The sequence below is a fragment of the Mesorhizobium sp. M7A.F.Ca.AU.001.01.1.1 genome (assembly GCF_004022735.1).
Taxonomy (GTDB): Bacteria; Pseudomonadota; Alphaproteobacteria; order Rhizobiales; family Rhizobiaceae; genus Mesorhizobium; species Mesorhizobium ciceri.
On the sequence record NZ_RZPF01000113.1, the window covers coordinates 1 to 11,756 of the forward strand.

Consider the following 11,756-nt stretch of genomic DNA (forward strand, 5'->3'; position numbering starts at 1 on the left):
TCCAAATACCGCTAATCCTGCAATTCCAAAGCCGCTATCCGCCTCAATCAACAGGCCAGATCAATGGCTTGCGGATAGTTCACGGCCGACGACGTCGCGATGATGGCGCAAGCCATGGCGCGGCTGCCCGAGCCGCCCGGTCTCGCCTTCGTCTGCGGCTCCAATGCCTTCGTTTCCGCGGCAGCCCAGGCGCTGATCGATGCCGGCGTTGCAGCCGAAATCATCCGCACCGAACGCTACGGAGTTTGAGCGGACGCCGCCTTGCGAGAAAGGTTCGTCGGATTCGCCTTCAGCCGATCGGCAAGAAACCCGCCGACAGCAACTGGAAAGGCAAGGCGCCATAGGCGGCCACCGTGGCCGCGTCGTTCCACTCGCGAAACTGTCGCGATGGTCGCGCCTCGAGCGTCAAGGCAACTCGCGCGCCGTCGAGCGTCACCTTGCCGCGAAAATGCAGCACGCGTTCCCTGCCGGATCGGCTGATAGCCACGGCACGCAGGCGAGCGATATGCTCGCCACCGTCATTGATCTCCATTTCGATGCGGCGCCGGACCGGCGGAACGCCGATCCTGACGGTGATGTCGAGCATCATGTCGCCGGTCGTTTGCGGACAGGCGATGGCCTGCGAAAACACCAGAGGCTCCGATGCGGCTTGCGGCTTGCCCGCGGCCGGTCTCCCGCGCCAGGGTTTGGCGGGCGGCTCCTGCTGCAACCGGCCCTTCTTCCGCTTCAGGCGCAACTGCTTGGCAAGGCCGCGCGACAGCCAGACCAGGCCGCCGAAATCCGTGCGCGGCTTGGCTTGCAGAACCGACGACCAACGCGACAGGCCAGCCCGGTCGGCCATCTCGAAGATTCTGGCCATTGTCCGTTCCGGCACCGGAATGCCGATCTCGAACGCCAGATAGGATAACGCCACCGCCGCTGGAACCGCCAGGCCGCGTCTTCCGACGATGTCGAGGAACATCCCCCAATCGACGTCTTCGGCATGGATGGCGACCGCGCAGTCGACAAGCCAGTCGCTGTGGGTGTGGGCGTCGAGGCCGCCATGGGCGATGGCCAGTGCCATGCGATCGGCCGGCGATGGCACGAAGACCGCGACGCCGCTGAATTGTGCCGGGACCGCCCGTTGCCAGATCGCCAGGTCGTCTTCCGCGCTCGTCTGCGACCCATCATAGCCGAGCTGGTGCAGGTCGATGTCGCCGAAACGGCCCTTGAAGAAGTTCATCGACCGCAGCGACGCCAACCGGGTTCGCAGATATTGCGCGCTGACGCCCGAGGCGATCTGCCAGTCGCGGTCGCGCAAGATGTCGAAGACGGCAGCCATGTCGCGCGGGCGCACCAGTATGTCGATGTCATGCGCCACCCGACCACGCTGCGCCGACGCGTTCAAGGCAATGCGGCTGGCGCCCTTGATCAGCATGATGTCGGCGCCGCCGTCGGCCATCGCCTTCAGCGTCGGCTCGGCCTCGCGCATCGCCATGCGCGACTTCGTCCACAGCATCTTCTGCAGGCCGACGAGGCGCGGGTGCGCGGTATGCCCGGCCAGTTTTCTGCCGAACCTGTCGGAGATGGCGGCGAGCAGACGATGTTCTCGAAACGAGACGAGGTCGATGTCGTTCTCGTCGAGCCAGCGCGCGGCGCAGGCAGCGGCTGCGTCCTCATCGGAGAGCAGCGCCGCCTTCAGCAACAGGTCCAACTGGCCGGTGGGCCACGACCAGCCATAGTCCGGGAAGCGGCGGCTGATGCGGCGAACAGGCCTGGCGTTCAACTGGAGCCCGCCTTGTTCTGGGCCCGCCGCTGCATGGCGAGCCTTGCGACCTGGATATAGCCCCGGTCGCGTGCCGGATCGCGGCCGTAGGAAAGGCTGCCCGGACGGATGCGGCGCAATGCAAGCACGTCGTCGAGCATGGCAAGTACAAAGCCTGCCTCACGAACCCGGGCGATCCAGTCGATCATCTCGCCGCGACCGCCTGGTGGGTCGATGATGGGACCGACGCTCTGCACCACCTCCTGGCGGATCATCATCGTCGTGCGCGACCAGCCCGCTCCACTGGCCGCATCGGGCAAATCGGGGCTGTCGCCGCGAAACGTCCGCCAGTGCGTAAAGACGCCCGCTGTCCCGGGATGACGGCCGAGATAGGCCAGTTGCTGTTCGATCTTGTCCGGCAGCCACAAATCGTCGGCATCGAGCGTCGCGATGAGCGGCGTCGAGAGTGCCGCAATGCCACGGGTCGTTGCGCTGCCGGGTCCGGCATTGTCCTGTCGCAGCACCGTCACCGGCAGGTTCATCGCATCGATCACCGCGGCCGTATCGTCGGTCGAACCGTCATCGACCACGACGATGGCCTCCGCTTTTGCCGTCTGGGCCAGAACGGAGTTCAGGGCAGCGCCTATGGTGGCGGCCGCGTTGAAAGCCGGAATGACGACGCCGTAGCCTGCCATCAAAGGAACCGCCACTGCGCGAGATCCTTGAAGTCGAAGATCCCCTCCACCCGGCGCAAGCTGGGATCGGCCTTGCGACGCTTCATCGACTTGTGAATGGCGCGCATGAACTCGCGAAAGGGCACATCGGCTTCCTTGGTCATGTTGCCGGGATGACGCCTGTAATAGAGAGCCACCGTATCGGGCATAACGTATTTTGCCTGGCTCTCAAAGATACGCAACAGATAGTCGGTGTCCTCGGCCTGTTTGAAATCCTCGTCGAAACCACCGGTGCGCTCGATGAGGTCTCGCGCGAAGATCCCGGCGGACAGGTGGATCCCTCGCACGGTGATGGAGTGGCTGTCGGCGGCCGGTTCCAGTGTCTCGCCATCTATCTTGTCGACCAGCGTCATGCGCGAATAGGTCAGCTCGAGGCCAGGATCCTCTTCGAAGCAGGCGAGATCCGCCTTGAAGCGGCCTATCGGGGAGATGTCGTCCGAATCGAGAAACGACACCAGACGCGTCTGCGGCAGCAACTGCTTCAGCCCGGCATTGCGCGCCTTGGTGACCCCGCCATTGATCTGCTGGAAAAGACGAATGCATGGGGCCTCGTCGATCAACGACCGTACGACGGCTGCCGAGCCATCGGTCGACCCGTCGTCGATGACGATGATGTCGAGATCGATGTCTTCGCGCTGCCTGAGCAACGAGCGCAGCGCCAGGCCAACGAATTGTTCGCGATTGTAGACCGGCATGATGACGCTCAGCCTCATCGGCGTCTCCAGCAGCGTTGCGGGCTTGGCTGATCCGAGCCGATTGTCTCGAGCATCATGGCATCCGCCAATCGGCGGGACTCTTCAATTCGAAGATGCCCTGGACCTCTCGCCGTGACGGATCGGCCTTGCGCCGCCGCATCGACTTGTGGATTGCACGCAAGTGGTTGCGGACCCTGCCGCTATGTTCCTTGGTGACATTTCCGGCGTGGCGTCGGTAGTAGATCGCGACGGTGTTCGGCAATTCGTAGCGCGGACCGGTTTCGAAGACTCGCAACAGATAATCCGTGTCCTCGGACTGCTCAAAGTCCTCGTCGAAATGGCCGATGCGATCGACAAGCGTTCGACTGAAGAGAGCGGTGCTCAGCGAAATTCCGCGAAGCGTCATGGTACAGCAGTCCGCCTCCGGCTCGAGCTTCTCGTCGTCGATCCGGTCGACCAGCGTCATCAGCGAATAGGTTAGCTCAAGCCCGGAGGTAGCCTCGAAGCGGGCGAGATCGGCCTTGAACCGTCCGGCCAGCGAGATGTCGTCAGAATCCAGGAATGACACGAACTCCGCATCCGGCGGCAGTTGCCGCAGCCCGGCGTTGCGCGCCCTGGCCACGCCCATGTTCGATTGCTGGAAGAGTCGGATGCAGGGGTTTTCGCCCATCATCGAGCGTACGGCCTCAGCAGAGCCGTCGGTCGAACCGTCGTCGATGACGATGATGTCGAGATCGGCGGCGTCCCGCTGCCGCACCAGCGAGCGCAATGCCGAAACGACATAGCGTTCACGGTTATAGACGGGCATTATCACGCTCAGTTTCACGAAGCGCCCCGCACAAGAAAGTCCGCAATCGTGCCGGCTATCTCCTGTGGCTGCGTCCCCAGCGACAGACGATAGCATGGCAGCAGGCGGGTCAGGTCGCTGAAGAAGCGAAAGCCGCTCTCCCGCTCGCCCGGCATCTGCGCTATGCCGGACGGCGCCAAGGCAATCATGGCATCCCTCCGCGACACCGGCACGATCGAACTTGCCCCGCCTCCGCCGATATGTGGCACCAGCAGCGCAACGATGTCCAGGGTTTCAGGCACCGGCCGGGGCGCGATGTCATGAATGTGAAAAGCATATTTGCCTTGCCAGTTGAGCGGGCTATGAGCTGGCAGCCGGTGATCCAGCCCAAGTCGCGCGAATCCCTGGGGATCCTGCTTGAGTGTTGAAAACAACGGGCGGGCAGTCACGCCGTTGGAGAGGTCGACCAGCACATAATCGTCGCCGACGCTGTCCAGCCCGTGGAGGAGGCCGGCGGCGACGGTCCCGGATTTCCCGGCGCCGCCCGCGCCGGCCAGCAGTACGCCCCTGCCTTTGGTGCCGAGCGTCCCCGCATGGGCCAGCCGCATGCCACGTGCCGCATATTCCCAATGGAGGAAGGGGCGCAGCGGCGCTCCCGGCTCCCACGGTGGAAAGGCATCGGCCGAGGCCATCAATTGCACGCCAACGCGACGTTGCGGATCATAGAACTGCCAGAAATCCAGGTCGTGGAAATGGTTGCCGCGCAATCCGGCTTCCGCCAGCCTGGTGGCGAAGCCATGCTGCGTGAAGGGTCCTTGGCCCCATCTGGCCGGTGCCGCGATGCCGTCAATGCCGGGATGTGCGACGAAGATGCGGCAGATGTCGGCAGGCGCTCGGTTGTCCGCAGCCGTGACAAAGCCATGAGCGAAGGCATCCGCCAACGCGCCGGCACTCACATGAGCGGTCAACTCCAGATGCGGCAAACCCACCTTGCAGGTCAGTGGATAATGCGCGGCGCTGCTCTGCGCTTGCGCCAGGACATGACGTGCGTAGTCAGTCAGGTTTTCGAGAGTGACGTTCGGCATGGTCTGCCTGTTCCGGAGCCGTCCGGCAACGAGAGCCTGGCGCGCCTCAGTTGGCCTGCTTCACTGCGGGCCAGCCGAGGGGCTCCTCGACCTCGTGGATGGGATCGACGACAATGAGGTCGGCAAGGTCGTCATGGATGTCGACCTTGAGGGGCTCGCCGGCAGCGGCGAGCTGAGCCAGCAATTCGCTGGGAACCGGTCTTGCCACGCCATCGGTTGCGGCCGCCAGCAAACCGAATTCGAGCAATTGTGAAACAAAGCCGTCAATCGCGGCGGCATCGAGGGCGCCAATCCCGGTCGCGGCGCCGACCAGTTCGGAGGCAGGCACGCCGGACGACAGTGCATCCCAAAGCCTGCTGCCTGAATCAGAGAAGCCGAAATATTTACCGGTGGTCAGGTCGAGAACGACGGCTTCGCCATCGAAGGATTCAAAGACGATATCCTTGCTGGCAATGGCATATACGCCGGATTGTCGCATGTTTGCTCCCCGCCGAAGCAGGCCGCGGAGATGATCTTCGGGCCCTACGGTCAACCCCACCGTTGCAGGCGTCTAACCATTTGCAGGGTTTTTGGCAAGATGGCGTAGGCCCGGCCGAGCGCAGCTGCAGGCCGCGCGGGCATGGACAGCCTCTGACCGTGCCTGCCGGTCACGCCTCGATTTCAAGCGCCGAAAGCGGCTTCGAGCAACAGGCGAGGATAAAGCCGTCTTCGATTTCGTGATCGAGGATGCCGCCATTGTGGCTCATCTCGACGTCGCCCGCGACCTTCCTCACCTTGCAGGTGCCGCACAGGCCGAACTCGCAGGCGGCGGGAATCCGCACCCCCGAGGCGCGTGCCGTCTGCAGCACGGTCTGGCCGGCGACGCATTCGGCATCGACATCGGAATGCGAGAACCGGATCGGTGTCACGGCCTCCACGGTGGCAGCGGCGCCGTCTTCCGCCGGCGGCGAGAACGGCGCCGGGATCTCCTCCACGGCAGGCGCGGCAAAGCTTTCCTGATGGTATTTCGCCATGTCGAAGCCGGCTGCGTCCAGCATGCCGCGCACGGCGCGCATGAAAGGATCGGGGCCGCAGCAGAAAATCTCGCGCTCGCGGAAATCGGGCGCCAGCAATGGCAGCCGGATCGCGTCGATGCGGCCCATATGGCCGAACCAGCCCTCGCGGCTCGACCGCTCCTCGATCATGAAGCCGAGCGACAGCCCAGGCATGCGGCTGCCGAGCAGTTCGAGCTCCTTGCGGAAAATGATCTCTTCCGGGCGGCGCGCGCAGTTGACGAAGCCGACATCGGTCCATGGCGCGCAGTCGTTCAGCCAGCGCAGCATCGACATCATCGGCGTCACGCCGGAACCGGCCGAAATGAACAGGTATTTGGCGGCCGGGTGGCTGTGCAGCGAGAAGTCGCCGGTCGGCCCATAGGCCTTGACGTGCGAACCGGGCGTCAGATGGTCGAACATCCAGCGCGTACCGGTGCTGCCCGCCTGCGCCTTGACCGTCACCGCGATCGAGAACGGCCGCGACGGCGAGGACGACAGCGTGTAGGTGCGCATCAGCGGCCCGTCCGATGTCGGCAGTTCCAGAGTCACGAACTGCCCCGGTTTGTAGCGGAACCAGGTCTGGTTGTCGGAGCGGAAGGTGAAGGTCTTCACGTCAGGCGCTTCGTCGCTGACGCCGATCACTTCCAGCACCTGCAGCCTGTCGTTCCAGGGCGTCATCTGGTCGAGATGGCGATAGAGGCCAAGGTCCGTCATCGCATTCATCCTCTTGTCCCCTGGGCTAGGCGACGCTGCGCAGGGCCGGCCGGCCGCCTTCGGCAAGGCGCGGCCCGATGAACGACGCGTACCACTCGACGAACTGGATCACGCCGCCCTCATGCAGCTCCGAATAGGGGCCTGGTTCATAGGCCGGCGACAGGATGCCGAAGGCGTTTTCCTCGACGATGCGGCGGTCCTGGTCGTTGGTCTCGGTCCAGACATGGGTGAGCTCAGCGAGGTCGTAGTCGACGCCTTCGACCGCATCCTTGTGGACGAGCCATTTCGTTGTCACTGCGGTTTCCGTGGCACTGATCGGCAGCACGCGGAAGGTAACGGCGTGGTCGCCGAGGATATGGTTCCAGGTCGTCGGATAGTGATAGAGCAGCAAGGAGCCGATGCGGTCGGTTGAAACGCTGTCGGACAGGTTCTTCTGGACCGCCCGTTTTCCCGTCATGGTGTAGCTGACGGCATCGCGCAGCAGCGGCGCGCGGGTGGCGCGGTACTGCCCTGCCGGATCGATGCGGAATTTGCTCGGCAAGCCTGATGCCTCGCATCTGGCCCAGTGTGCGACCATTTCAGGGTCGCTGTCGGCGCCATGGACGCCGGTTATGGTTGGAGCCTCGGGGAAGGTCTTGCACAACTCGGGATGATTGGCGGCGCAGTGGTAGCACTCGCGGTTGTTTTCCCAGACCAGCTTCCAGTTGCCCTTCTCGACGATCGTGCTCTCGAAGGCGATCTTTGCTTCACGCAGCCGGTGCGGCAAAAGATAGGGTTCGATCATCGCCCGCATCGGCGCGAAATCTGCCGGTTCCTTGGCCAGGCAGATGAAGATGTAGCCGCCGACGCTCTCGCAGGCGACCGGCTTCAGGCCGAAATCACTCTTGTCGAAACCGTCGGCCATCTGGCGGGCAAACAGCAGGCGGCCGTCCAGCTCGTAGGTCCACTGATGATACGGGCAGACGAGCTTTGCCGCGGTACCCTTCTCCGTGTTGCACACGCGGCTGCCGCGATGGCGGCAGGAATTGTGGAAGGCGTTGATCTTGCCGTGCTGGTCGCGGACAAGGACGACCGGATAATCGCCGACCTGCACGGTGATGTAGCTGCCCGGCTTCGGCAGTTCGCAATCATGGCCGATGAACAGCCAGTCGCGATACCAGATCAGCTCCATGTCGAGCTTGAAGTAGTCCGGATCGGTGTAGAAGGGCTGCTCCAGCGAAAAGCCTTGCCGGCGCCCCTTCAGGAGCCTCAGCATGTCGTTGCGGATATCCATGTCCTGTCCTCGTTCCTAAGGACTGAACTGGTGGTGACGGAGGAAGGATTGAAGCGCAGGCCGGCTGTGTGCCGGACATGCGCTATCCACCTCTTGACCGCCCACCGCGATCAGTCGAGTCTAAAAATCTCGGGCTGGTTTCCGGGCTCTGGAGTTGTCCTTGCGGACCATCGCGACACCTTCCCAGGCGGTTGCCCAGTGGTCTCCCGTTGCGACTTGAACTCCACCACCGTTGCGGGGGCAGCGCCGGATTCTGACCGGCTTCCCAATTCTCCGCCTCGTCGTCACGAAGCGGCACCTGAGATGGTATGATCTAACCACGATCGCGGGCGCGCCGTCGGCATGAAAACGACATCGTATCCATGCGGCGCGACACGGCATGCGAAACGCTACTGCAGCTCGTCGCGGGCCGAGATCCCACCTCCCGGGCGGCCATTTGCCGGCTGCGATCTTCCCGAATCCGACCCTTCGCGGGGGGTCAAAAAAGGTTAATGGTTTCGAAAAATGACTATTAGTTCGCCCTAAAATCGAACCGAACGGTTCGTTTCTGTTGACGGTGCGTGCAGGACGGTGTGAACGCTGGGCCTCTGAAACAGTCAGTGATCCATCAGGTGGCTACACCTAACACACTGATATGAAGAAGAAAAATGCATCCCTAGATTCCGTTGGCACAATTTCAAGGTGTGGATTCATGGTCCACACGGAACAACTTCGTGATTGGAAAAGACGACCTTGCCCTCCCACATCGGGGCTGTCCGAACGACGCGATTTCATTTCCAAGACACGCCGCTAGACGGACGGAAAAAAGACGATACTGGAGTACCAAAAATGAAAAAGATCATTCTCACTGCCGCAGCCCTTCTGGCCATTTCCGGCAGCGCCTTCGCTGGTAGCGACCACTACGGTTCCAACGCCGCGGCAGCCACTGCTGTCGACAGCTCGTACACCGCTTCGACCAAGAAGTCGGAACCGGCTGCTCAGGCGCCTGCCCAGGGTGCTGACCGCAACCTCTTCGGCAACAACTAACAGCCGATTCCCAGTTTCCCGGTCGACGGCGGGCTCGCCCGCCGCCCTGGCGAAATTCAGACATTCAGGAGTATTCAAGATGAACAAGATCCTCATTGCTGCCGCCGCCGTTCTGGCCATCACCGGCAGCGCTTTCGCGGGCAGCGACAACTACGGTTCGAACGGCCCCAACCAGCCTGCCGCCGCTGTGGACCAGTCGTACACGGCTTCCACCAAAACCTCGGAACCGGCTGCCCAGACGCCCGCTCAGGGCAGCGACCGTAACCTCTTCGGTCGCTAACAACCAATTTCGCAACCGACGGCAGCTGTGTCTGCCGTCCTGGCGAAATCCAGAATTCAGGAGACTAAAATGAACAAGATCCTTATTGCTGCCGCCGCCGTTCTGGCCATCACCGGCAGTGCCTTCGCCGGCAGCGACAATTTTGGCTCCAATGGTGCCAATCAGCCTGCCGCCACGACTTCGGTCGACAGCACGCGCACCTCTTCGGTACGCAACACCGGTTCGCCGGTCTACAAGCTGCTGAACTCGTCGGGTGACACCACCCAGAAGTCTGCTCCGCAAGGTGCCGACCGCAACCTCTTCGGCAACAACTAACAACCGAAGTCGATCTCCAAGTCAAAGAGCGGCGGGCCCGGCCCGCCGCTCTTTTTTGTGCCTGACACGGTAATTGCGGTTAAGCCGCCTTTGCTTCCACTTCATGCAACGCGAAAGAACGTCCATCCGCGTCGAAGATATGCAGGTCCTCGCCATTGGCGCTCAGCCGCAATGTCGAGCCGCGCTTGACCTCGACATTGCCGGGCAGCTTGGTCACCAGCGGCAGATCGGCGCGGCCGATGTCGACATAGACAAGCTGCACCTCGCCGAGTTGCTCGACATAGTCGACCGTCCCCTCGAACAGATAGTCCGCGCCGCTGGCGATGATCAGGTCCTCCGGCCGCACGCCAAAGCTCACCGCAGCGCCCTTTGCCGAAGCCGGCGTCGCAATCGGCACGGTCGCCTTGCGTCCGCCGACATGGCTGACGACGGTCGGGTTTCCGGTCTTTTCGATGGTCGCCGGCAGGATGTTCATGGCCGGCGAGCCGATGAACTGGGCAACGAACAGATTGCCGGGCTTCTTGTAGAGGTCCATCGGCGTGCCGACCTGCTCGATATGGCCGTCCTTGAGCACCACGATGCGGTCGGCCAGCGTCATCGCCTCGACCTGGTCGTGGGTAACGTAGATCATGGTCGTGTTGGGCATCGATTCCTTGAGCTTGGCGATCTCGATGCGGGTGGCGACGCGCAGCGCGGCGTCGAGGTTCGAAAGCGGCTCGTCGAACAGGAACACCTTCGGATTGCGCACGATGGCGCGGCCGATGGCGACGCGCTGGCGCTGGCCACCCGACATCGCCTTGGGCAGGCGGTCGAGATATTTGGTCAGCTGCAGGATCTCGGCGGCCTGGCGCACGCGGCGGTCGATCTCGGCCTTGTTCTCTTTGCCGATCTTCATCGAGAACGCCATGTTGTCGTAGACGGTCATGTGCGGGTACAGCGCGTAGGACTGGAACACCATGGCGATGCCCCGCTTCGACGGCGGCACGTCGTTCACCACTTCGCCGGCTATTCTGAGTTCGCCGGAGGTGATTTCCTCGAGCCCGGCGATCGACCTCAGCAATGTCGACTTGCCGCAGCCCGACGGGCCGACGAAGACGATGAACTCGCCCGACCTAATATCGAGGTCGATGCCGTGGAGAATGTTCAGATTGCCGTAGGACTTCTTCACTTGTCTTAGCGTGACATCGGCCATTGGTTTCCTCCAGTGATTGGAAATTCAGTCGAGACGCCCGAACCAGGCGCCGTAGCCGCCAAGCTCGATGGAACCGCTGCTCGCCTGCCCCGAAAATCCGTGCCCGGGCAGAGGTTGCAGCGATCGGCCGCCAAGGTCAACCTTGGCCCGCCCGGCTCCCAGATTGAAGACGCAGACGATCTGCTCGTTGCCTGCGCGGCGCGTGAAGGCCACGGTATCTCCCTCACTTTCGATGAAGGTGATGTCGCCCTTGGCCAGCGCCGGATGGGCACGCCGGAAGCTGAGAAAGCGCCGGTAGTGCTCGAGCAGCGAAGCCTCGTCGCCCTGCTGGACATTGACCGCTTGCGCCAAATGCTTGGCCGGCACCGGCAGCCAGGGTTTTGCCTGGGAGAAGCCGCCATTCTTGGCGCCGCCGTCCCACACCATCGGTGTGCGGCAGCCGTCGCGGCCCTTGAATTCAGGCCAGAAGCGGATGCCGTAGGGATCCTGCAAATCCTCGAACCGAAGGTCGGCCTCGCCGAGCCCAAGTTCCTCACCCTGATAGATGCAGACCGAACCGCGCAAGGACATCAGCAGCGCCGAGATGACCTTGAGGTAGGCGGTCGGGTCGGGCTCATTGGCGGCCCAGCGCGAGGCCGGGCGCATTACATCGTGGTTGGAGAAGGCCCAGCACGACCAGCCATCGCTGGCGACCTTGCCGAAGGATTCCAGCACCGAGCGGACCTTGCCCGCGCTGATCTTTTCCGGCGCCAGGAAATCGAAGGAGTAGCACATGTGCACGCGCTTGCCGCCGGCGGTGTAGGCGGCCACCACTTCAAGCCCACGCTGCGAATCGCCGACCTCGCCGACCGCTGCGGTTGCCGGATATTCATCGAGC

At 63.0% G+C, this 11,756-nt stretch carries 14 protein-coding genes and 1 riboswitch; of the genes, 4 read left to right on the plus strand and 10 right to left on the minus strand.

Going from position 1 to position 11,756, the window contains the following annotated elements; translation table 11 throughout:
* Positions 1 to 99: 99 nt before the first annotated feature.
* Positions 100 to 249 (plus strand): hypothetical protein, encoded by a 150-nt coding sequence (locus tag EN884_RS09685; RefSeq protein WP_244514255.1) that lies wholly within the window; start codon positions 100 to 102, stop codon positions 247 to 249.
* A 40-nt stretch (positions 250 to 289) separates the two neighbouring features.
* On the opposite strand, the gene EN884_RS09690 is transcribed toward EN884_RS09685, so the two are convergent.
* From EN884_RS09690 to EN884_RS09725, 8 genes are all read right to left on the minus strand, one after another.
* Complete coding sequence (locus EN884_RS09690) at positions 290 to 1,765, minus strand: nucleotidyltransferase family protein (RefSeq protein ID WP_063169805.1); 1,476 nt, start codon at positions 1,763 to 1,765, stop codon at positions 290 to 292.
* Positions 1,762 to 2,439: a glycosyltransferase family A protein gene (locus EN884_RS09695; RefSeq protein WP_063169806.1), complete on the minus strand. Its 678-nt coding sequence runs from the start codon at positions 2,437 to 2,439 to the stop codon at positions 1,762 to 1,764. The genes EN884_RS09690 and EN884_RS09695 overlap by 4 nt, the downstream gene beginning before the upstream one ends.
* Positions 2,439 to 3,191: a glycosyltransferase family A protein gene (locus EN884_RS09700; RefSeq protein ID WP_063169807.1), complete on the minus strand. Its 753-nt coding sequence runs from the start codon at positions 3,189 to 3,191 to the stop codon at positions 2,439 to 2,441. The genes EN884_RS09695 and EN884_RS09700 overlap by 1 nt, the downstream gene beginning before the upstream one ends.
* A 55-nt stretch (positions 3,192 to 3,246) precedes the next feature.
* The gene (locus EN884_RS09705; protein WP_082826624.1) at positions 3,247 to 3,981 is read right to left on the minus strand and encodes a glycosyltransferase family A protein; all 735 of its coding nucleotides are present in this window, start codon (positions 3,979 to 3,981) and stop codon (positions 3,247 to 3,249) included.
* 14 nt (positions 3,982 to 3,995) lie between these two features.
* Positions 3,996 to 5,045 (minus strand): hypothetical protein, encoded by a 1,050-nt coding sequence (locus tag EN884_RS09710; RefSeq protein ID WP_063169809.1) that lies wholly within the window; start codon positions 5,043 to 5,045, stop codon positions 3,996 to 3,998.
* Positions 5,046 to 5,091: 46 nt separating this feature from the next.
* Positions 5,092 to 5,523 (minus strand): PqqD family protein, encoded by a 432-nt coding sequence (locus EN884_RS09715; RefSeq protein WP_013528271.1) that lies wholly within the window; start codon positions 5,521 to 5,523, stop codon positions 5,092 to 5,094.
* A 169-nt stretch (positions 5,524 to 5,692) separates the two neighbouring features.
* Complete coding sequence (locus tag EN884_RS09720) at positions 5,693 to 6,793, minus strand: hybrid-cluster NAD(P)-dependent oxidoreductase (protein ID WP_013528270.1); 1,101 nt, start codon at positions 6,791 to 6,793, stop codon at positions 5,693 to 5,695.
* A 25-nt stretch (positions 6,794 to 6,818) separates the two neighbouring features.
* Positions 6,819 to 8,066, minus strand: a complete 1,248-nt coding sequence (locus EN884_RS09725; protein WP_063169810.1) for an aromatic ring-hydroxylating dioxygenase subunit alpha — start codon at positions 8,064 to 8,066, stop codon at positions 6,819 to 6,821.
* A 114-nt stretch (positions 8,067 to 8,180) separates the two neighbouring features.
* A riboswitch (cobalamin riboswitch) is annotated at positions 8,181 to 8,383 on the minus strand.
* 511 nt (positions 8,384 to 8,894) lie between these two features.
* On the opposite strand from EN884_RS09725, the gene EN884_RS09730 reads away from it, so the two are divergent.
* The 3 genes from EN884_RS09730 to EN884_RS09740 all read left to right on the plus strand — a co-directional run bounded on the left by EN884_RS09730 (position 8,895) and on the right by EN884_RS09740 (position 9,687).
* The gene (locus EN884_RS09730; protein ID WP_013528268.1) at positions 8,895 to 9,092 is read left to right on the plus strand and encodes a DUF680 domain-containing protein; all 198 of its coding nucleotides are present in this window, start codon (positions 8,895 to 8,897) and stop codon (positions 9,090 to 9,092) included.
* 79 nt (positions 9,093 to 9,171) lie between these two features.
* A complete protein-coding gene (locus EN884_RS09735) occupies positions 9,172 to 9,372 on the plus strand; it encodes a DUF680 domain-containing protein (protein WP_013528267.1) in 201 nt (66 codons plus the stop codon).
* A gap of 69 nt (positions 9,373 to 9,441) precedes the next feature.
* Positions 9,442 to 9,687, plus strand: coding sequence for a DUF680 domain-containing protein (locus EN884_RS09740; protein WP_013528266.1), 246 nt, complete (start codon positions 9,442 to 9,444; stop codon positions 9,685 to 9,687).
* A 79-nt stretch (positions 9,688 to 9,766) separates the two neighbouring features.
* Here EN884_RS09740 and ugpC read toward each other — a convergent pair whose 3' ends face one another.
* Positions 9,767 to 10,879, minus strand: a complete 1,113-nt coding sequence (gene ugpC / locus EN884_RS09745) for a sn-glycerol-3-phosphate ABC transporter ATP-binding protein UgpC (protein ID WP_063169811.1) — start codon at positions 10,877 to 10,879, stop codon at positions 9,767 to 9,769.
* 24 nt (positions 10,880 to 10,903) lie between these two features.
* The coding region (locus EN884_RS09750) for an alpha-amylase family glycosyl hydrolase (protein WP_128360538.1) at positions 10,904 to 11,756 on the minus strand (853 nt) is incomplete at its 5' end.